General features: G+C 62.9%; 21 protein-coding genes and 6 pseudogenes. 9 read left to right on the forward strand and 18 right to left on the reverse strand.

Annotated elements, in window-relative coordinates; genetic code table 11:
* Positions 1 to 363: 363 nt before the first annotated feature.
* The 6 genes and pseudogenes from ACQCST_RS01030 to ACQCST_RS01055 form a co-directional block, all read right to left on the reverse strand.
* Positions 364 to 597 (reverse strand): hypothetical protein, encoded by a 234-nt coding sequence (locus ACQCST_RS01030; RefSeq protein WP_426997533.1) that lies wholly within the window; start codon positions 595 to 597, stop codon positions 364 to 366.
* Between the two features lie 338 nt (positions 598 to 935).
* A complete protein-coding gene (locus ACQCST_RS01035; protein ID WP_426997534.1) occupies positions 936 to 1,571 on the reverse strand; it encodes a hypothetical protein in 636 nt (211 codons plus the stop codon).
* Between the two features lie 55 nt (positions 1,572 to 1,626).
* Positions 1,627 to 2,795: pseudogene (locus tag ACQCST_RS01040) on the reverse strand (IS30 family transposase).
* A 180-nt stretch (positions 2,796 to 2,975) separates the two neighbouring features.
* Positions 2,976 to 3,164 (reverse strand): annotated as a pseudogene (locus ACQCST_RS01045) (IS3 family transposase); the annotation flags it as partial.
* A 12-nt stretch (positions 3,165 to 3,176) separates the two neighbouring features.
* Positions 3,177 to 4,145, reverse strand: a complete 969-nt coding sequence (locus tag ACQCST_RS01050) for an IS481 family transposase (protein ID WP_426996053.1) — start codon at positions 4,143 to 4,145, stop codon at positions 3,177 to 3,179.
* Positions 4,146 to 4,253: 108 nt separating this feature from the next.
* Entirely contained in the window at positions 4,254 to 4,541 is a 288-nt protein-coding gene (locus ACQCST_RS01055) for a DDE-type integrase/transposase/recombinase (RefSeq protein ID WP_426997535.1), read from the reverse strand.
* Positions 4,542 to 4,572: 31 nt separating this feature from the next.
* Between ACQCST_RS01055 and ACQCST_RS01060 the strand changes: the two genes are divergently transcribed.
* A complete protein-coding gene (locus ACQCST_RS01060) occupies positions 4,573 to 4,803 on the forward strand; it encodes a helix-turn-helix domain-containing protein (protein WP_426997536.1) in 231 nt (76 codons plus the stop codon).
* Positions 4,791 to 4,958: pseudogene (locus ACQCST_RS01065) on the forward strand (IS30 family transposase); the annotation flags it as partial. The gene ACQCST_RS01060 and the pseudogene ACQCST_RS01065, both read left to right, overlap by 13 nt.
* Positions 4,959 to 4,972: 14 nt before the next feature.
* On the opposite strand, the pseudogene ACQCST_RS01070 reads toward ACQCST_RS01065, so the two are convergent.
* A pseudogene (locus tag ACQCST_RS01070) lies at positions 4,973 to 6,174 on the reverse strand (IS110 family transposase).
* 239 nt (positions 6,175 to 6,413) lie between these two features.
* Here ACQCST_RS01070 and ACQCST_RS01075 point away from each other — a divergent pair.
* A pseudogene (locus ACQCST_RS01075) lies at positions 6,414 to 6,866 on the forward strand (IS30 family transposase); the annotation flags it as partial.
* Here the strand turns inward: ACQCST_RS01075 and ACQCST_RS01080 are convergent.
* The 3 genes from ACQCST_RS01080 to ACQCST_RS01090 all read right to left on the reverse strand — a co-directional run bounded on the left by ACQCST_RS01080 (position 6,863) and on the right by ACQCST_RS01090 (position 8,853).
* Positions 6,863 to 7,303 (reverse strand): IS3 family transposase, encoded by a 441-nt coding sequence (locus ACQCST_RS01080; RefSeq protein ID WP_426997537.1) that lies wholly within the window; start codon positions 7,301 to 7,303, stop codon positions 6,863 to 6,865. The pseudogene ACQCST_RS01075 and the gene ACQCST_RS01080 sit on opposite strands and share 4 nt — an antisense overlap.
* Before the next feature lie 17 nt (positions 7,304 to 7,320).
* Positions 7,321 to 7,611: a transposase gene (locus ACQCST_RS01085; RefSeq protein ID WP_426997538.1), complete on the reverse strand. Its 291-nt coding sequence runs from the start codon at positions 7,609 to 7,611 to the stop codon at positions 7,321 to 7,323.
* A 228-nt stretch (positions 7,612 to 7,839) separates the two neighbouring features.
* On the reverse strand, positions 7,840 to 8,853 hold the full coding sequence (locus ACQCST_RS01090; RefSeq protein ID WP_426997539.1) for an FAD-dependent oxidoreductase: 1,014 nt from the start codon (positions 8,851 to 8,853) through the stop codon (positions 7,840 to 7,842).
* Positions 8,854 to 9,053: 200 nt separating this feature from the next.
* Between ACQCST_RS01090 and ACQCST_RS01095 the strand changes: the two genes are divergently transcribed.
* The 3 genes from ACQCST_RS01095 to ACQCST_RS01105 all read left to right on the forward strand — a co-directional run bounded on the left by ACQCST_RS01095 (position 9,054) and on the right by ACQCST_RS01105 (position 10,709).
* Positions 9,054 to 9,455, forward strand: a complete 402-nt coding sequence (locus ACQCST_RS01095) for a hypothetical protein (RefSeq protein ID WP_426997540.1) — start codon at positions 9,054 to 9,056, stop codon at positions 9,453 to 9,455.
* Between the two features lie 37 nt (positions 9,456 to 9,492).
* A complete protein-coding gene (locus tag ACQCST_RS01100; protein WP_426997541.1) occupies positions 9,493 to 9,618 on the forward strand; it encodes a hypothetical protein in 126 nt (41 codons plus the stop codon).
* 119 nt (positions 9,619 to 9,737) lie between these two features.
* The gene (locus ACQCST_RS01105; protein WP_426997542.1) at positions 9,738 to 10,709 is read left to right on the forward strand and encodes an acyl-CoA thioesterase; all 972 of its coding nucleotides are present in this window, start codon (positions 9,738 to 9,740) and stop codon (positions 10,707 to 10,709) included.
* Between the two features lie 33 nt (positions 10,710 to 10,742).
* Here the strand turns inward: ACQCST_RS01105 and dnaB are convergent, their stop codons facing one another.
* Entirely contained in the window at positions 10,743 to 12,122 is a 1,380-nt protein-coding gene (gene dnaB, locus ACQCST_RS01110; protein ID WP_426997543.1) for a replicative DNA helicase, read from the reverse strand.
* 679 nt (positions 12,123 to 12,801) lie between these two features.
* Here dnaB and ACQCST_RS01115 point away from each other — a divergent pair.
* Both ACQCST_RS01115 and ACQCST_RS01120 read left to right on the forward strand, forming a co-directional pair.
* On the forward strand, positions 12,802 to 13,269 hold the full coding sequence (locus ACQCST_RS01115; RefSeq protein ID WP_426997544.1) for a hypothetical protein: 468 nt from the start codon (positions 12,802 to 12,804) through the stop codon (positions 13,267 to 13,269).
* Positions 13,270 to 13,272: 3 nt separating this feature from the next.
* Positions 13,273 to 13,842 carry a hypothetical protein gene (locus ACQCST_RS01120; RefSeq protein WP_426997545.1) on the forward strand — a complete coding sequence of 190 codons (570 nt, stop codon included), beginning with the start codon at positions 13,273 to 13,275 and terminating at the stop codon, positions 13,840 to 13,842.
* Between the two features lie 38 nt (positions 13,843 to 13,880).
* On the opposite strand, the pseudogene ACQCST_RS01125 reads toward ACQCST_RS01120, so the two are convergent.
* The 3 genes and pseudogenes from ACQCST_RS01125 to ACQCST_RS01135 form a co-directional block, all read right to left on the reverse strand.
* Positions 13,881 to 14,305 (reverse strand): annotated as a pseudogene (locus tag ACQCST_RS01125) (zf-TFIIB domain-containing protein).
* Between the two features lie 53 nt (positions 14,306 to 14,358).
* Entirely contained in the window at positions 14,359 to 14,985 is a 627-nt protein-coding gene (locus tag ACQCST_RS01130; RefSeq protein ID WP_426997546.1) for an FMN reductase, read from the reverse strand.
* 105 nt (positions 14,986 to 15,090) lie between these two features.
* Positions 15,091 to 15,951, reverse strand: coding sequence for a PhzF family phenazine biosynthesis protein (locus tag ACQCST_RS01135; RefSeq protein WP_426997547.1), 861 nt, complete (start codon positions 15,949 to 15,951; stop codon positions 15,091 to 15,093).
* A 65-nt stretch (positions 15,952 to 16,016) separates the two neighbouring features.
* On the opposite strand from ACQCST_RS01135, the gene ACQCST_RS01140 reads away from it, so the two are divergent.
* Positions 16,017 to 16,328, forward strand: a complete 312-nt coding sequence (locus ACQCST_RS01140) for a DUF1801 domain-containing protein (RefSeq protein ID WP_426997548.1) — start codon at positions 16,017 to 16,019, stop codon at positions 16,326 to 16,328.
* Between the two features lie 169 nt (positions 16,329 to 16,497).
* Here the strand turns inward: ACQCST_RS01140 and rplI are convergent, their stop codons facing one another.
* From rplI to rpsF, 4 genes are all read right to left on the reverse strand, one after another.
* A complete protein-coding gene (rplI, locus tag ACQCST_RS01145; protein WP_426997549.1) occupies positions 16,498 to 16,950 on the reverse strand; it encodes a 50S ribosomal protein L9 in 453 nt (150 codons plus the stop codon).
* 17 nt (positions 16,951 to 16,967) lie between these two features.
* Complete coding sequence (rpsR, locus tag ACQCST_RS01150) at positions 16,968 to 17,207, reverse strand: 30S ribosomal protein S18 (RefSeq protein WP_003800144.1); 240 nt, start codon at positions 17,205 to 17,207, stop codon at positions 16,968 to 16,970.
* Between the two features lie 127 nt (positions 17,208 to 17,334).
* The gene (locus ACQCST_RS01155) at positions 17,335 to 17,916 is read right to left on the reverse strand and encodes a single-stranded DNA-binding protein (RefSeq protein WP_426997550.1); all 582 of its coding nucleotides are present in this window, start codon (positions 17,914 to 17,916) and stop codon (positions 17,335 to 17,337) included.
* 73 nt (positions 17,917 to 17,989) lie between these two features.
* Complete coding sequence (gene rpsF / locus ACQCST_RS01160) at positions 17,990 to 18,295, reverse strand: 30S ribosomal protein S6 (protein ID WP_426997551.1); 306 nt, start codon at positions 18,293 to 18,295, stop codon at positions 17,990 to 17,992.
* Between the last annotated feature and the right edge of the window lie 6 nt (positions 18,296 to 18,301).

Here is an 18,301-nt window from a genome sequence, read left to right on the forward strand (position 1 = left end):
TTTGATGCTTCACGCTTTTCTACCCCCATAGATGTGGCGCGCAACACGGCGCCGCAAGGCCATTGCATGAAGCTTACTCCGTGCCACCGGTGACTTCCGGCCCGACGGAATCCGGGCAGCTTGTCCGTCGCCGTGCGGAAATAGTGCCCGTTCAGGGATCGGATTGAGCTTGCGCCGTCAAGCAAAGCCGATCGCGCACGGGCCGCCGGACTTCCAGCCGCTATCCTCGCCACACGCCCTGCGGTCGATCGATGGACGATGCAGCCCTAGAACGCTGGGCATCCGGTTCCGAAGCGAAAGGCCGGACCGACGACGGGGCTGTTGCCCCTCCGGCCGGTGCCCACATTTGAAGCCGATGGGGTTCTACCACGCGTCCAGAACGGTCCGGGCAGCCTCCGCGAGGTCCAGGAGGAGCTTGTCACGTTGTTCCGGCATCTCATCCCAATAGTCCATTAGGGCGACCATCTCATGCAGGACCGCCGGCTGGCTCATGGCATGCCAGCCGTACGCCATGACAAGTCCCACACCGGTGTACGGGTCCAGAGTGCCGTCGACTATTTCGCAGAGCCAGCGTCGGATGACGAGTCGGCGGGCCACGCCATCATCCTCAAAGGGCTTTCCCAATTCATCCCTGGCTTGTACCCATAAGTCGCTGGCTCCTCTCGGGTCGTTCCGAGGGTGTCCGGCCAATTCCCGAAGCGCTGGAGTATCGTAGCCGCGCACGAGCAGATCGGCTCCAGGTCAGGCAAATCTTCGCTAGGGATTAAGCCCAGCTGGTCTCGCAGAAATACCAGCCGCCCGCCGTCATTGTCTTCGCACCTCATGGGTAAACCAAAGTCGCCGAGCAACGGAAGGCTCAGGATCCTGATGTCCCTCTGCGGCAAGCGAAAATGCGCCGCTCGGGGTTCCTAACGGGGCCATGTAACGGCCAGTTCTCAGCCCTCGACGACGGACATCGGCAAGCCGCCCCCATGCACGGAAGGGGCGATGGTGTCTAGCTGCCAGCCGTCCGCGGACGCCCGGAACGTCGCGGTCTGCGGCAACGAGTAGCCCTCCGGGACGCTGCTCGGCCCATTCGTCCTCGAGCTGAGGTATTCCTCGGTCAATTCCTTGAAATGGACGCTGATCTCCGAACCGGTCACGTCGATCGACTCCACCGTCACCGTCGTCGAAAAGGACGTATACCAGAAGCCGGCTGATTTGAATCCGGCCTTCGACCGGGCCACCACCGGGAGGTCCCGCTCCCGCTTGGCCCGGTAGGCCGCCGTCGTCTGCCCCTCGGCGAGGCGCGGGGCGGTGGGGGCGTCGAGAACTGTGCCGTTGCGATCCTCGACGGCAGCCTGGACAACGGCCGCGAGCTCGGACGACGACGGGCTTGGCACCGTCGCGGACGGTCCCACCGTCAACGGCCCGGCTGCCGGCTGGCACCCGGCAAGGGCGAACCCGAGCAGCGCCGCGACGGCGGCCGAGGTGCGTAGGTACTTGATCATGATCCCCCTGTCATGGATGTCCTCCACAGCCTGCCCCGCCAGCCACAACCGGTCAACGTGGATCAGTGATGTCCCGCTCATAGGCGTCTTTCGAGATGGCGGGGTGTTTCGGTGAAGGTTCGGCGTATTCAGGCGGTCATTGCAACAGGAGGTCTTCGATCAGTTCGATCGGTTTCCTGAACTCTAGTCTTTTCCGCGGCCGGTCGTTGAGTTCCTGGGCAACCCGGTCGAGGTCTGCGGCGCTGTGGACGCTCAGGTCCGTGCCCTTCGGGAAGTACCGGCGCAGCAGGCCATTGGTGTTTTCGTTGATGCCGCGCTGCCAGGGTGAGTGCGGGTCGCAGAAGTAAATGTCGATACCGGCGTCTACTTTCACGGTTTTCCAGTCCTGCATTTCGATGCCTTGGTCCCAGGTGAGTGAATGCCTCAGCGCCTCGGGGAGCGTCTTGATCTTGGCTGCCAGGGCGTCACGCATCTGCTCGGCCTTGTACCCGTCCGGCAGGTGCACGAGCATCGTGTAATTGGTGGTCCGCTCGACCAGCGTCCCGATCGCGGACTGATTCCCCTTGCCGATGATGAGGTCGCCCTCCCAGTGCCCTGGCACCGCACGGTCCTGAACCTCGGGGGACGTTCGGAGATATTGATCATCCCCGGGATCCGGTTCTTCCGCTGGCCGGCTTTCCTGCAGGGCTGCCTGAGTGCCCGTCCGGTGCGTAAACACGCGGCCAGATCACGGTTCAGTGCTCCGCGGGACTGAACGTAAAGGCACTGGTAAATGATCTCAGGTGACACCCGCATCTCCGGCTCATCGGGAAACTCAACCCGCAGGCGTCCTGCGATCTGCTCAGGCGAGTACTTCTTTTTCAGGTCCTCTTCCACCTTCGCACGCAACACCGTGTTCGTGTGCAGTTTCGCCGGTTTCGGCCGCGAAGCCCGCTCATACGCCAGTGCGTGAGCCGACGTCGCCCGGTAAGGCAACCCGGCCACCGAATTGCGCCGAAGCTCCCTGGACACAGTCGAGGCAGATCTGCCGACCACGGCCCCGATCCGGCGCAGCGAGTGTCCCTGGGCGCGCAGCACCGCGATCTCTTCACGCTGGGCGAAAGTCAGGCAACGGCCCTTCAAATCCCGGCCGCGGCGAGGCCTGACACCCCCGGCCTCGGCCAGGACCCGGCGCCCGGTCCGCCTGCTCGTATTGATCGGCACAACAGCGTCCGTGATGAAATCACCGGCCTGCATCCCAGCCCAAAACAGCTGCAGAAGATCCGGTCTTACGTAAATCGAATACCCCGCCATGACAACACCCATCCGCTAAGTGTTGCAATCACCACAAGAACCCAAGGAACCCCAAACGGACCGTCTAATGGGTCACCCAAGGAACCTGCCAGATTCTCGAAACTCGGTTCGGGGCCTCGACTCGATTTACCCCTTATCGAGGCGATTTGAGGTGTGTCAAGGATGTGAGACAGTCGCGTAGTTTCGGTTTGGTCAGGCGGCCGCGGGTAGCGGCTGCTTGTTGGTGGTGAATTTCACCATTGCTGTTGCTGGCGGCAGGCCGGCGTTGTTGGTGTGAGGACGCCAGCGGTTGTAGAAGACCTCGATGTAGCGCATGGTCGCCCGGCCGGCGTCCTGGCGGGTGGCGAAGCTGTGGTGGTGGTAGAACTCGTTTTTCAGGGACGAGAACGCCGACTAGGTGTATTGACCTGAGAGGTTAGTGACGCGGGTGACCGGTGGCTGACCTTTGAGTGAGGTGTGGCCTCGGTGATGATTGTAGTGATGGAGCCAGTCGGCGAAAGAATCAACACGCTCGGCCTCTGATCCATAGGGTTTTGCGTAAGCCCACTCATCGAGCATGGTGCGGTTGTAGCGCTCGACTTTGCCGTTGGTCTGGGGCCTGTAGGGCCGGGTGCGCTTGTGCTTGATAGCCGGGCCCAGGGCGTCTTTGAATGCGTAGGAGCGGTAGCAGGAGCCGTTGTCCGTCAGGACCCGTTTGACCACGATTCCGCAGGATTCGAAGTAGGCGTTGGCGCGTTCCCAGAACCCGGCCGCGGTGTCCTTTTTCTCATCGGCGAGGATCTCGGTGTAGGCCAGCCGGGAATGATCATCGACCGCGTTGTGCAGGAAGGCGTAGCCCGGTCTCCGGTTCGCCGCCGTGCCGGTCTTGTTCCGGTTGCCGGATGCCCTGCCCACCGTGCGGTGTCCGCCGCCGTCCGGGATACGTCCGAGTTTCTTGATGTCCACGTGGACAAGGTCTCCGGGGTTCTGGTGCTCGTAGCGGCGGATTACCCTCCCCGTGGCCCGGTCCAGCCACGACAGCCTTGCCAGTCCGAACCTGGAGAGGACCCGGTGCACCGTGGAGGGGTGGATACCCAGCAGGTAACCGATCCGGGCAGGGCCCCACCGGCGGTTCACTCTGAGCGCGACGATCCGCCGCTCCCGCCGCACGGACGTCCGGCCCGGGGAGCTGACGGGCCGGCTCGACCGGTCCTCCATCCCGTGCTCGCCGCGCTCCCGGTAGCGGCCAGCCCACCGCGCCGCGGTCGTCACCGAGACCTGGAACCGCTCAGCCGCCCGCCGCAGCGGCCACCCGTCCTCCACGACGCACTGGGCCAGCCGGAGCCTGCCCTTAGGCGTGAGGAGCGCATTAGCATGGGACATTGAAGACCTCCTTGTGGATCGGACTCTCGACAAGCCCCACTCCACCCGGAGGTCTTCTTTTTGTCACCTAACCACGCCGAGCGTTCCTAACGTCCGTGGTCAATACAACTAGGCGACGGCATTATCCCAGCACACCCCGGTGGCGCCCATCGACTGGCGGACGCCGTTGCCGGTGCACCAGGCACCCATTTCCCGGGAGGTGTATTGGGTGCCGCGGTCACTGTGGAAAATCGTATCCGGGGCCAGGTGTCCGCGGTCCCTGGCCATCCTCAGCGCGCCCGTGACGAGGGAGGCGCGCATGTGGTCGGCCATGGCCCAGCCAACGACCATGCGGGTGCACAGGTCGATGACGGTGGCCAGATACAGCTTGCCCTCGCCGGCTTGGGTTCCAGTCATCGTCGCAACACCCTGAGCGTGAGGGTGTGCGATGGTCGGGCGACCGAGGGGTAGACAGAATGTGCAGTACAAAGCCAAGGAGCGGGAGGAATTCTTTCGGCGGCTGGATCGCGGCGGTACGATCCGTGCCGTTGCGGCCGAACTCGGGCTCAGCGTGGACGCGTGCTATCGGTGGCGTCAGGAGGCAAACGTCTCTACTCCGCGCGTGAAGAGCCGGAGGTACACCGCCCAGGAGAAAGCCGAATTTTTCGAGGCGCTCTGAAACGAGAGATCGCGGCCGCGATGCGTCGCGGGCGAACAACCCGGAAACCCCGACGCGACCCCGCGCATAGGACCAGCCGTTCCGTGGACCCCATGATCTCCATAACCGAACGACCTGCCGAGGCCGACGACCGCGCAATCCCTGGTCACTGGGAATCTCAATGCTGTTGTCAAGCAGCCTGGACGCAAATGGCGGCGGCCGGCTCCCGGTATTCGGTGTGGTCGCGGAGCATGGCCCAGATGACGTTGATGCGGCGTCGGGCAAGTGCGATAAGCGCCTGTTTGTGGGACTTTCCCTCGCCGCGTTTCCGGTCGTAGTAGGTTCTGGAAGCGGGGCTGTTTTTCAAGCTGGAGAGGGCGGCGAGGTAGCAGGTTCGGAGGAGTCTGCGGTTGAATCGGCGCGGCCGGTGCAGGTTTCCGCTGATCCGGCCGGAATCGCGTGGGACCGGAGCCAACCCGGCGACGCTGGCGAGCCGGTCGACGGAGTCGAATCCGTCCAGGTTACCGCCGATGTTCGCGAGAAAAGTAGCCGCGAGTACGGGCCCGAACCCAGGCATACTCAGCAGAACATCGGCGCTGTCGTGCTGCCTGAACAGGTCCGTGATCTGGGCATCGACGTCTGCGATCTCTGCATCGGTTGAGCTGATCTGATCGGCCAACCGGACGACCAGGGCCGATCCCATGGATTGGGCAGGCAGGACGGTGTGCTGGGCGTTTGCAGCCGCAAGTGCCTTCTCCGCCATCTTTGCACTGTTCCGGCAGCCGCGTTTTCTCAGCCAGCCAGTAAGCCGCGTCAGTCCTATCCGGCGGATGCCCTCGGGGGTCTGATAGCCGCTCAGAAGGGTCAGAGGAGCCTTCTTGGAGTAGTCGAAGGCCCGCTCGAGCGCAGGGAAGTATTCCAACAAGGTGGCCCGGAGCCGGTTGATCGCCCGGACACGGTCGCAAATCAGATCGGTGCGGCGGGCAGTGAGCATACGCAGGTCCACACTGATCTGGTCTGCGCTGCGAACGGGTTGCAGGTCGGTGCGCATGCGGGCCTGGTCAGCGATGATCCTGGCGTCTTTCGCGTCGGTCTTTCCATCCCCCGATAGGTCGCTGCGGCGTGATGCACGATCCGTCCAGGGATATAGAGCAGGTGCTGAGCGTGTGCTGCCAGCAGCTCGATCAGCAGCGCCGCGCCGCCGGCGTTCAGATCAGTAGCCCAGCAGATCTCACCACCGGCCGCGCGCTCCGCGGTTTCGGCGATGAGCTGGAGCAACGCGGTTTCGTCGTTCTCGACCCGTTTTGACAGCAGCACCGTCCCGGATTGGTCGATCACAACGCAATGATGGGCACTCTTGCCCGAGTCGATTCCTGCCCACACGTCCGGCATGTCTTTCGGTCCCTTCGATCAGCTCCAATTTGGTTGGCCCCTGTCGATAACCACGCCGGCACGTCCTTACCCAACGATCAATGTCGTAAGTCTCAATCAGCGGTCGAGTCATCGGCGGGCAGCGGGCGGCCATTCCCAGTGAGCCGTCCAAGCGGCAGGGAGATCTGGGCCATACCCACCACCCGAGGGTGATCGAAACACTACGACAGCTCCGAAGTCACCCACAACAAAATCGTAAGGAAGGAGACCTGATCGTCGGCACGATGAGCCGATCAGCGATCGGAACTCTCGTCGAGCGCTCGAGCCGCTTCGTCACGCTCGTGCACCTCCAACACGACCACACCGCCGAAACGGTGCGGGATGGTCTCGTGAAAACCGTGGCTCAGCTCCCTGCCACGCTGCGCCGGTCCCTGACCTGGGACCAGGGTGCAGAAATGTCCGGGCACGTTGCTTTCCGCGTCGCAACCGACATGGACGTGTACTTCTGTGATCCCGCCAGCCCGTGGCAGCGCGGCAGCAACGAGAACACCAACGGGCTGCTGCGACAATACTTTCCCAAAGGAACAGACCTCTCCAGGCACACACCCGACGAGCTCCAACACGTCGCCGAAGAACTCAATGCACGCCCTCGCAAAACCCTCCGCTGGGACACCCCAGCCGAACGTCTCCGTGCTTTACTTGAACCGAGCTAACAAACCGGTGTTGCAACGACTGCTGGAATCCAAGCGGTACGAAGGTAGGTGATATCCCCGACGAGCTTCGTGCCGGGAACCTCGGAGGTGAAGTCCCTCCCGATGAGGTCCGCGAAGACCTTGTCCGGGTCCGAGGGGATCGTGGTGCGTTTGAACGCGCGCATCCGCTTCGCCGCCCAGCCGTTCTCGGCCATGATCGCGGCCACCGTGCCCACGGAAACCTCCACCCCGGTGGCGGCGAGTTTGGTGTGGACCATGCGGTGGCCGAAGATCCCGTCGGAGGAATCGAACATCGCCTTCACCAGTCCGGTCAGCTCCCGGTGCCGGGCAGCCGTCGCTGATTCCTTCTGGTCCAGCCAGCGGTAGTACGAGGCCCGCGGAACGCCCAGCCGGGCGCACATCCAGGAGACAGGGAAATCGGCGTTCTTCTCCTGCACAAGCCGGTAGAGGTCCTCTACCGTTGTTCTTTGGCGAAGAACGCCGACACTTTTTTCAGGAAATCATTTTCCCTTTCAACTTCCCGCAGCCGGGCCTCCAACGCCTTGTATTTCGCGGGATCCACCGGATCATTAGGCTTGCCGCCGGGACCGGTCTGTCCTTCCCGGTGCAGTTGCACCCACCGCTTCAGCGCGGTCACGGAGATCCCCAACTCGGGGGCCACCGAGGCGGGTGAACGGCCGGAGGAAACGACCAGATTCACTGCATCGGCCTTGAACTCATCGGAATAAGTGGGACGGGAAGACATGGGCACAATCCTTTCAAACTGTGTCTCACATCAGTAGTACACCCCACCTAGGTAAGCCCCGCGTGGAGCGCACTGTAAGTCGGTCGTTTAGGCGGACCGCAAAAGGCTGCTTACGGCACTGGTCGTCCTTCAGGAGTGCCAGAGGCGCACCATTAGCCGCTCCTCCTGTAGGACATCGTTCCCATGTGCTATGCAGGCGACCAATACGAGGCAGATCTATGACGGACATCAGCCACCGGCCCAGGGTCGCCAGAACGCCCGATGGACGAGTGCGTCCAAGGCCGCGGATCCGGTTGCCACCAGTTGGGTAGATCGACGCCGGGACCTGTCGTAGGCCGCCAGCGCGCGGTCTACCCCGTCGTGCCCCTCAAGGCTATGCATTAGAGACAGCGCATCCAGTATTGCTTCATTGGCGCCACGTCCGAGGTCCGGCGTCATGGCGTGGGCGGCGTCGCCGACGAGGACTACATTGTCGAGGTGATACTGCGGCAACCGTCGCGCCAGGTGGTAGATCTCGTGCCGCAGGATGACCCCTTCGTCAATGCTTGCAACTGTCTCAGCTACCGCGGGGCACCACTGTCCGAAGAGATGTCGTAGCTCATCAGATCCCGGTAGCGGCCACGCGCGCCGGTCTGGTGGCAGTACTGCGGTCGCATACCAGTTTGTTCCTCCGCCAGGGCGGTCGCTGACACCGAAGCGTCGTCGCTGGCCCCAGTATTCAGTGAGGCCCGTCGTCGTCCCGCGCGCTGTTCCCCGCCACACTGTGGTTCCTGTAGCGGTTGCACTGTATTCGTGTCCGAACAGTTCGCGGCGCAGGGAGCTGTGCACACCATCCGCGCCGACAACGAGATCGACTCCCGCGCACGTACTCGGAAGGCCGCGCGCCGCCAGGGAGTTACCGAAGGCGAGCACCGAATCCGGCAGCGCGCCACGGAGGAGGCCGACGAGCGCGGACCGCTCGATCAGCACGGAGGAGGAACCGAGCTTGGATGGTGAAAGCGCCGCCGACCTGTACGTGCGTAGCCGAAGTTCGGTCAGCGGAACAACCAGTGCAGCAACGCCTGGCCCGAGGCCGAGGGACTCAAGCCCCTTGACTGCCGCCCGATGCAACACGACCGCCGTTCCCGAGGTTCGCGGCTCCGCTTGTTGCTCCAGGACTCGTACAGACCACCCCGAACGATGCAGTCCGACCGCAGTTGATAGACCTGCGATACCTGCTCCTACAACTATCGCCTTCGTCATGCCGCAACAGTACTACAATTGTAGTCCTTTCACTACGGGTGTAGTTTTAGAGCGTGGAACGTCGAGAATCCCTATGTGCTGCTGCTGTATCCCTGCTCGCCCGGGGTGGACCGCGGGCCTTGACCCACCGTGCCGTGGACCGCGAGGCGGGAGTACCGCCCGGATCGACATCGAATGTGTTCAGGACTCAGGAGGCTCTTGTGAGCGCTGTCGTCGACTTTCTGGTTCGGGCGGACCACCGGGGGCTGGAGCGGTCCAAGGGGGAGAGCCCGGAGACCGGGCAGGACATAGCCGATGCTCTAACCCGCTTCGCCTCGGCCGCCAGGACCGGCGGCAAGGAGTACGCCCTAGCGCGGCAGTCGCTCCTGGTTCATGCCCTCGGTGCCCCGTCATCCGCAGCAGCCCTCGCGGACGGCCGGCAACGACTTATCACATGGGGTGCGGAAGCACTGCATTCCACCGGTGCCACCAGGCCGGAAGCGAAGTCTGCCCTGATTGTCGGCCTGGTCGACGGAATGATCAGCGCGTCATTGTTCATGGGCATCGCAGTCGAGGAATCGGCGCTGCGATCCGCCATCAACGCCATCATTACCGACCCTTAAGGCCAAGGCCTTACCTAGAATCAAGGCTGGTGCACGCATGACTACAGGAGCTACCAAGGGCGTCTTCAGGTCCATCGCTTTTATTGACGTTCCTGAGCCGGACTACGCGGACGTCATTCTGGTGACAATGCCGCCCTCGGCGCCCTCCGCCCCCGAGGCATGAGCATACTGGTGCTCGGATCTGCCCTTCATATGACGCTGTCCCGTCCTCTTATGGCGGGCGGAACAGCGTTTGTGTCTGCCCGGGTCCGACGCTCTGTCATGCCTCAGTAAAATCGCAGCATGACTGAGACTTCCGCCAACTCCGTGACCCTCCGCTTTCTGGCTGCCCCTATGGACGTCGGCCACAGCGGTTCCGTGGATGCCGGCACCGCACTGGAGTGGGTGGACAAGGCTGCCTATGCCGCTGCAGTGGGCTGGGCGAAGTCGTATTGTGTAACCGCCTATGTGGGCAACATCCACTTTGCCGATCCCGTCAACAGCGGCGACATGGTGGAGGTCACCGCAACGATCGTCTACACCGGCCGGTCTTCCATGCATATCCACACGGTGGTGTCCTCAGGGGATCCCAAGGGTGGCCCGGCCACCATGCGCAGCCAGTGCATGGTGATTTTTGTCGCCGTGGGACAGGATGGCAAGCCCATCCCGGTACGGCAGTTTGAACCGTCCACGCCGGAGGAAATTGAACAACGCAGCCACGCCCTGGCGCGGATCAAGGTCCGCGAAAAGATTGTGGAAGCCATGAACAGTCAGGAATATACCGACGCCGGCACCGCCGAGCGTGTTGTCCTGCGGTTTATGGCCGCCCCCACGGATGTGAACTGGGGCGGCAAGGTCCATGGCGGGATCGTGATGAAGTGGATTGATGAGGCAGCGTATGTCTGTGCCTCGCGCTACTGCGGCAAGGACACGGTGGCGGTGTTCTCCGGCGGCGTCCGTTTCTACCGGCCGTTGCTGATCGGCCACGTGGTGGAGGTGGAGGCACGGTTGGTCTACACCGGCACCAAGGGCATGCACGTGGCGGTCCATGTCCGGTCCGGGGACCCCAAGGGCAGCGAGCTGAACCTCACCACGTACTGCCTCACCGTGATGGTGGCCAGGGATGAGGACGGCAACTCGGTACCGATTCCGGAGTGGGTGCCCGTCACTGACGAGGACAAGCGCCTGCACGCACATGCGCGGGAACTGCTCGAAATCCGCGGCACGGCGCCCGGAAACAGGCTGCCCAACCACCTGTTGCCGGCAGAGAGCTGATCAGGCGGGAGCGCCATCACGCGCAAGAACCAGCTAGAAGCCGCCGCCGGCGTCGGCTGCCATGTTGGCGAAACGGGAATAATGCCCCTGGAACGCAACCACAATGTCCTTGGTTGGTCCGTTACGGTGTTTCGCGATCAGGATGTCTGCCTCGCCTGCACGCGGTGATTCCTTGTCATAGACGTCTTCACGGTGCAGCAGGATCACCATGTCGGCATCCTGCTCGATGGAACCGGACTCACGGAGGTCAGAGACCATGGGCCGCTTGTCCTGGCGTTGCTCGGAACCACGGTTCAGCTGCGACAGGGCGATGACGGGAACCTGGAGTTCCTTGGCCAGGAGCTTGAGGGCACGGGAGAACTCCGAGACCTCCTGCTGGCGGGACTCCACCTTCTTGCCGGAGCTCATCAGCTGCAGGTAGTCCAGGATCACCAGTTTCAGGTCATGCTGCTGTTTCAGCCGCCGGCACTTGGCCCGGATTTCCATAAGTGACATGTTGGGGCTGTCGTCGATGAAGAGCGGGGCATCGTTCATCCGACCCATGGTGGTGGCGATTTTGGACCACTGCTCGTCCTTGATGGTGCCCTTGCGCAAATCCTGTAGTCCGATAGTTGCTTCCGCGGACAGGAGGCGCATGGCGATCTCGTTCCGGCCCATTTCGAGCGAGAACATCACCGTGGCCAGGTTGTTCTTAATGGCAGCGGAGCGGGCAAAGTCCAGGGCGAAGGTGGACTTACCCACGGCCGGGCGGGCGGCGATGACAATCATCTGTCCGGGGTGGAGGCCGTGCGTGAGCTCGTCCAGCTCGTAGAATCCGGTGGGTACGCCCGTCACCCCTTCGCCGCGATGGCCCGAGGCTTCGATCTCGTCCACGGTGGATTCCATCACGTCCTTCAGGACCACATAGTCCTCGGCGGTGCGGCGTTCGGCGACAGCGTAGATTTCGGCCTGCGCCTGGTTGACAAGGTCCTCTACCTCGCCGTCAGAGCCGTAGCCCAGCTGGACGATTTTGGTGCCGGCGTTGACGAGGCGGCGCAGCACGGCGCGCTCCGCCACGATCTCGGCGTAGTAGCCGGCATTGGCTGCCGTGGGGACTGTCTGGATGAGCTCGTGCAGGTAGGCAGGGCCGCCAATCCTGTTGACTTCGCCGCGCTTGGTGAGCTCGTCCGAAACCGTCACGGCGTCGGCGGGCTCGCCGCGGCCGTAGAGGTCAATGATGGCCTCGTAGATGGTTTCGTGGGCGGGGCGGTAGAAGTCCTGGCCGCGCAGGATCTCGACAACGTCAGCGATGGCATCCTTGGACAGCATCATCCCGCCGAGTACCGATTGTTCCGCCGGAATGTCCTGCGGGGGTTTGCGGCTGCCTTCAGATCCCCGAGTGCCCTCGATTGAGTCCAGGTGCGTAACTGACAAAGCTGCCGTCCTTCATTGTGTGCCGCGGCGGATATCCGGTGCCGTCGGCGCGTAAGCCATATGTTCGTGGGATCTCCGACGCAACGAAACCACGCTGCGATCGGCCCGATTCAAGTAGTAACAGGCAGCCCTGACAATTAATTGAGCGGGGCAGCCTGTCGCCGGCCGGTTATCCCCAGTTTCCACAGGATATCCACAGCTTGGAGCTACGGCCGGGTCCGATGGATCCGCCTCTGTATCTCCGCATGAAGGAAACAGCTTTCTGCGCCCCAAAACAGGTATCCCGCTACGGTAGTCCCCCTTGCCCGGGTCGCCAAGCCCGCAACCAGGGCACCCTGTGGATAAGCTGTGCGTAAAGCGCTCCAGCTTGTGCACAGCCTGTGTGCCGAGCTGTGGATACAGAAAATGTTTTGACCAGAAAGTGCCTCTGACCTGCGGAAACGTAATAAATGCCGTGTGGACTAAAGAATTTTTTCGCAAACCTTCATCCACAGCTGTCAGATGGCCGCTGGGGATACCGGCCAGTAATTCCGCATGGATCACATCAAAATATGCCCGGTTTGTGATAGACCTCACAAAAGGTCAGGCGGGCAGGTGCAAATTGACGTCGCTTCGCCCGCAATGTATGCAAATCGGGGAATGTGCTGTGGATAACTGTGATCTGGCATAAGCTCTAATCATGGGCGACGTACTGATAGTGATTCTGCCTGTCCTCATTCTGGCGGCAGTCATCTGGGCGCTCTCCACCGCGCTCAAACCCCGTAATTCAGGTATCTCTGACGCCGAGAAATATCAGCTGGATCTCGCCGTGCGATCGGCGGAACACTACGCATCGCAGGTGCAGGCGGCTACGGCGGCCCAGGCGCGGGTGGATGCAGCTACCCGGCCAAGCCAAAACGAGCAGCAGCAGTCCCAGCAGGAAGATCATGCACGCGCCGCGTTGCGTGCGCAGGCAGGCTCGAGTCCGGGCGTTGGGCAGCACGGCTACCAGGGCGCCATTTTGCCGGGGGGCCAGTTGAATCCGCAGTTCGCTTTGCAGCTGCAGTCCATGGCTCGAAATGGCCAGAAGATCCAGGCCATAAAACTCCTCCGCCAGGCAACACATTCGGATCTGTTGACCGCCAAGAAGTATGTAGATCGGCTCTAAATCATGGAATCGTTACTCATTCCCGTCCTGATTCTGGTAATCGTCGCGGCAGGCGTAACGCTTGCTGCACGGGCGCTGAGCCGGCGTGCGGTTGGGGCGGGCCCTTCAGCCAAGGTGCAGGCGCCCAGGCAGCCTGCGGAGCTGGCGCGCGCCGCCTCAGCGAAGCTCACGGAGGAGGAGCACCGGAAACTGTATTCGCTGATCGCGCAGGGGCAGGCCATGGCCGCCATCAAGCTCTATTACGAGGCGTCCGGTGAGGGACTACGGGCTTCCCGTGACGCAGTCAGCGCCCTGGCCGCCCACCCGCAGACGTATCGTGCGCCGTCACTGGAACCTCAGGAGACGGACGACGACGACGCCCCCCAGCACTTCCCTTACCGGTACCGGGCAATCGCCAGCAAAGGCGATGTCACACGCGAGGTCAGCAGCAATATGCTCAACGACGAGATTTATGGCCGGATCCGCACTCTGGCCCGCGCCGGTGACGCCGAGGCCGCAGCCAGTGCGCTGACACGGCACTCGGACATCTCCATGAAACAGGCCCGCGAGTTCATCGCCCTGCTTGACGACTGACCCTCACAAGATGGAAGGCCTCGGATCAGTTTCCGGGGTCAGAAGTCGAAGAGGTCCCCGAGCCAGCCTTCCTTCTTCTTGGGCTTCCGGCTGTCGTAGTCGCGGTCGTAGCCCTGCTTGCCGTGACTGCGCTCGTCGTACCTCGGCTGGTCGCGGCGCTGGTCATAACGGGGATCATCGGAGCTGCGACCCTCCCTGCTACGCCCTTCCGGGCGGCGGTCATCGCTCCGAGGCTCGAAGTTCCGGTACAACGGAGCAGCCATCAGGCCTGGGGCCGCGTGCGCGGGAACGGCGGCCTGGGCGGCGGGGCGCCAGCTCCGCCCAGCGAGTCCGCCGCCCGGTCGATGATCTTGTCCAGCTCACCGCGGTCCAGCCACACTCCACGGCACTGCGGGCAGTAGTCGATCTCCACACCACTGCGTTCGCTCATTATCAGGTCTATTGAATCCACAGGACACTTCATGTCCCGGACAACGAGCGGCACCGGTTTCGTCCCCTTCAGGGACCGGAACAGTCTCAGCGTCCGCCGGAGATCCCGGCCAACAGCTGTTCGAACGGCAGCGACTCCAGCAACGCCGGCCTGTGCTTCGGCTGCGTACCCTCCAGCAGGAGGGTGAACTCCCCCGCTGCACGCTCGATCCGCACCGACAGGGGGGAGCCGCCGTCGTCCGGGTTCCCCCAGTCCTGAGGCCCGGCGAAGACGCCCGTGGCAGCGATGCGCGTGCGCAGATAGCTGAACAGCGGGCGCATGGCATAGTCCAGGACCATCTGGTGGCGGTCGGTGCCGCCGGTGGCGCCCAGGAGGACTGCTTTTCCCTCCAGGGACTTGGGGTCCAGGACGTCAATGAACGACTTGAACAGTCCGCTGTACGAGGCACTGAACACCGGGCTGACGGCGATGATGCCGTCCGAGGCCTCCACTCCGGAGATCACTTCAGCCAGGCGGGGGGCCGCGTAGCCGGTGACGAAGTTATTCGCGATGTCCACTGCGAGATCACGAAGCTCGACGACGTCCACGGTCACCTGATATCCAGCCGCGGACAGCTGGCGTTCGGCCGACGCCGCCAGCTGGTCAGCCAGCAGACGGCTCGACGACGGTACAGCGAGTCCGGCTGAAAGGACGGTGATGCGGCGGGTTTCCATGGCGGGCTCCTGATGATCGGCTACAGAATGTAGGTATATGCGTTTGCATCTACTTAACTAACTGGGGGCCGTGATCGTTTATTCCCCTGCACGCGGGGCGGCCGTCTACAGCATCACAGTCCCCTGGATGCAGCTCACGGAGCCTCCGCCCACCCAGATATCGTCGCCCACGGCATCCACGTGCACACGCCCCGCCCGGGCCAACGCCGTCCCCTGCGCCGCAACGTACGACGCCGGTGCGCGGCCGCTCCCGATAAACCACTGCGCCGCCCCTGCATTGAAGCTGCCCGTCACGGGATCCTCGGCGGCGGCGTCACCCGGAATGAACGTACGCACTTCAAAGTCCACGTCCGCGCCGGGTGCATGCGGGCCGATCACGCCCACCTTGAGGCCTGCCATGGCCGCGTAATCCGGCCTGATAGACAGCACATGTTCCGCAGACTCCAGTAGAACCCCGATCCAGTCCGGGCCATTGACCAGCCAAGTGGCGTCCAGCAGCGCCTTGCGGGGCATACTGAGTCCCGCAGCGAGCCTGGCGAGGTCAGGTTCGTCCACCGGCGCCGAACGCGTCAGCGGGGGTGCAGCGAAGGCCAGCCGGTCGCCGTCGTACTTGACCCGCACCAGCCCCGCACCGCATTCCTGGACCAGCATGCCTCCTTGTTTCGGCGCTCCCCCAGCCTCCAGCCATGCGTGTGCCGATCCCAGCGTTGGGTGCCCGGCGAAGGAGAACTCCTCACGCGAGGTGAAGATCCGCACCCGATAGTCTGCGTCGGGGTGGGTTGGCGGCAAAAGGAAGGTGGTTTCCGCAAGATTGGTCCAGTTGGCGAACTGCTGCATTTGCTCCGTGGTGAGGCCTTCGGCATCAAGGACGACGGCGAGCGGGTTTCCGCGGTAAGGCTCACCGGTGAAGACATCAACCTGGGCGAAGGGGCGTGGGCGGGCGGCTGTGGCGGGGTGGTGGGTCACCGCAGCAGGCTATCACCGGGCGCGGCGCCGCTGACACGCGGCGGGGTGTCTGCGAGACTGCCGTGATGGCTGAGAACAAGACCCAACCCACGCGCGGATCCGTTCTGGAGTTCCTGAGCACCGTGGAACACCCGGTCCGGCGCGGGGACGGACTCCGCCCCCTGGAGCTGATGACGGAAATCAACGGTGAGGAACCCTTGCTCTGGGGGCCCACAATGGTCGGCTTCGGCGCCTATCGCTACAAGTACGGCAGTGGCCGGGAGGGTGATGCAGCGTGCCTGTACGGCAACAAACTCGCTGACGTGGATGAAGCCGTACTGGCCGAGCTGGTCCGCGCCGGCCAACGCCACATGACCTCGGTGCTACACCAGGGCTGACGCAACGCGGGGTCACTTACGGCCCATCCCGAGGCCCAAAGTGGGCCGTAAGTGACCCCGCGTTGGGTTAAACGGCAAAAGCCCCCGCTTAAGGATCCCAAAGGAATCCGAAGGCGGGGGCCTTCTGCAGTTCAGGACTGCGCAGTACTCTTGCCTGGCGGCAGGAAGACTACTTGCCTGCGACTACGTCGAGTTCGATCACAGCGGCAACGTCAGCGTGAAGGCGGACGTTGGCCTGGTAGGAACCAACCGACTTGATGTGAGCCGGCAGTTCAACCTTGCGCTTGTCGATGCGGCCAAGGCCAGCGGCCTCAACAGCGTCAGCAACGTCTGCCTGCTTGACCGTGCCGAACAGGCGGCCGGTTGCGCCGGCCTTGACTACCAGCTTGACCGGCTTAGCGGACAGAGCGGAGGCCTGCTTCTGAGCGTCTTCCAGGGAAGCGTGCTCGCGGGCGGCGCGGGCAGCCTTGATGGACTCAACCTGCTTCTCGCCACCCTTGGACCAGGTCAGAGCGAAGTTGCGGGGCAGCAGGTAGTTACGTGCGTAACCGTCCTTGACCTCGACAACGTCGCCAGCAGCACCGAGACCGGTTACTTCGTGGGTCAGAATGAGCTTTGCCATGTTAGTTAATCCCTTCCTTAGCCGCGGCCAGCGCCGGAGTAAGGCAGCAGAGCAACTTCGCGGGCGTTCTTGATTGCCTGGGCGATTTTGCGCTGTTCCTGCACCGTGACGCCAGTGACGCGACGGGCGCGGATCTTTCCGCGGTCGGAGATGAACTTGCGCAGCAATGCTACGTCCTTGTAGTCGATGACAGTGATGTCAGCGGCCTTCAAGGGGTTGGACTTTGGTTTGGGCTTACGGAGTTCAGCCTTAGCCATCGTGGAGCTCCTATTCTATGGAGCCCGTGGATATTGATCCACGGGATGGTGGTGGTCCGACGGCGGTCGTCGCCTGGGTGCCTTGAGGCACCCCTGGCGCGTTCCGGCGTCGGACCTGAATTGTTTTTTAGAAGGGAGGTTCGGAATCCGGGCCGTTGCCCCAGCCGCCGCCCGCATTGCTGACCCCGGGCGTTGCCCAAGGGTCTTCCTGCGCTGCTGCGGGCTGGTTGGCGCCCCAGGTTCCACCGGAGCTGCCGCCCTGGCTTGCACCAGAGTTGCCGCCACCGAAGCCACCGCCGCTATTGCCGCCACCGAAGCCACCCTGACCACCGGCAGCGCCGGAGCGCTGGGTGCGGTTGACCTTGGCGTTGGCGTAGCGCAGGCTCGGGCCGATTTCATCGACTTCGAGCTCAATGACGGTGCGCTTCTCGCCTTCTTTGGTTTCGTAGGAACGGCTCTTCAGGCGGCCGGAAACGATCACGCGCATCCCCTTGGTCAGGGACTCGGCGACGTTCTCGGCTGCTTCGCGCCACACCGCTGCGCGGAGGAACAGGGTTTCCCCGTCCTTCCACTCATTGGACTGGCGGTCGAAGGTACGCGGAGTAGACGCGATGGTGAAGTTCGCTACTGCCGAACCTGACGGTGTGAACCGCAGCTCCGGGTCACTGGTGAGATTACCGATGACCGTAATAGTGGTTTCGCCTGCCATCTACTGCCTCCTTGTTCGATCCTGGATGAAGAGTTCGTTCCTGCGGGGTAAAGATTGAAAGCCGGGAGCTGAACTACTCAGCAACGACCTTCTGCTCTTCGGGGCGGGTGATCTTGGTGCGCATGATGGTCTCATTGAGACTCAGCTGGCGGTCAAGTTCCTTGGCGGTATCCGGCTTTGCGGTGAAGTTCACCACTGCGTAGATACCTTCGGACTTCTTCTTGATGTCGTAGGCCAGTCGACGACGGCCCCAGATGTCAACCTTTTCGATGGTTCCACCATCGTTGGTGATGACACTCAGGAACTTCTGAAGCGACGGCTCAACGGTACGCTCTTCGACCTCGGGGTCGATGATTACCATCAATTCGTAAGGACGCATATGTGA

This window comes from Pseudarthrobacter sp. N5 (genome assembly GCF_050157035.1).
In the GTDB taxonomy this organism is placed as follows: domain Bacteria; phylum Actinomycetota; class Actinomycetes; order Actinomycetales; family Micrococcaceae; genus Arthrobacter.

Coding starts and splice junctions, on each gene's coding strand:
- ACQCST_RS01035 (WP_426997534.1), bottom strand. CDS start 1,571: ATGAGCGGGACATCACTGATCCACGTTGACCGGTTGTGGCTGGCGGGG.
- ACQCST_RS01050 (WP_426996053.1), bottom strand. CDS start 4,145: ATGTCCCATGCTAATGCGCTCCTCACGCCTAAGGGCAGGCTCCGGCTG.
- ACQCST_RS01055 (WP_426997535.1), bottom strand. CDS start 4,541: ATGACTGGAACCCAAGCCGGCGAGGGCAAGCTGTATCTGGCCACCGTC.
- ACQCST_RS01060 (WP_426997536.1), top strand. CDS start 4,573: ATGGTCGGGCGACCGAGGGGTAGACAGAATGTGCAGTACAAAGCCAAG.
- ACQCST_RS01085 (WP_426997538.1), bottom strand. CDS start 7,611: ATGTCTTCCCGTCCCACTTATTCCGATGAGTTCAAGGCCGATGCAGTG.
- ACQCST_RS01090 (WP_426997539.1), bottom strand. CDS start 8,853: ATGACGAAGGCGATAGTTGTAGGAGCAGGTATCGCAGGTCTATCAACT.
- ACQCST_RS01100 (WP_426997541.1), top strand. CDS start 9,493: ATGACTACAGGAGCTACCAAGGGCGTCTTCAGGTCCATCGCTTTTATT.
- ACQCST_RS01105 (WP_426997542.1), top strand. CDS start 9,738: ATGACTGAGACTTCCGCCAACTCCGTGACCCTCCGCTTTCTGGCTGCC.
- ACQCST_RS01115 (WP_426997544.1), top strand. CDS start 12,802: ATGGGCGACGTACTGATAGTGATTCTGCCTGTCCTCATTCTGGCGGCA.
- ACQCST_RS01120 (WP_426997545.1), top strand. CDS start 13,273: ATGGAATCGTTACTCATTCCCGTCCTGATTCTGGTAATCGTCGCGGCA.
- ACQCST_RS01130 (WP_426997546.1), bottom strand. CDS start 14,985: ATGGAAACCCGCCGCATCACCGTCCTTTCAGCCGGACTCGCTGTACCG.
- ACQCST_RS01140 (WP_426997548.1), top strand. CDS start 16,017: ATGGCTGAGAACAAGACCCAACCCACGCGCGGATCCGTTCTGGAGTTC.
- rplI (WP_426997549.1), bottom strand. CDS start 16,950: ATGGCAAAGCTCATTCTGACCCACGAAGTAACCGGTCTCGGTGCTGCT.
- rpsR (WP_003800144.1), bottom strand. CDS start 17,207: ATGGCTAAGGCTGAACTCCGTAAGCCCAAACCAAAGTCCAACCCCTTG.
- ACQCST_RS01155 (WP_426997550.1), bottom strand. CDS start 17,916: ATGGCAGGCGAAACCACTATTACGGTCATCGGTAATCTCACCAGTGAC.
- rpsF (WP_426997551.1), bottom strand. CDS start 18,295: ATGCGTCCTTACGAATTGATGGTAATCATCGACCCCGAGGTCGAAGAG.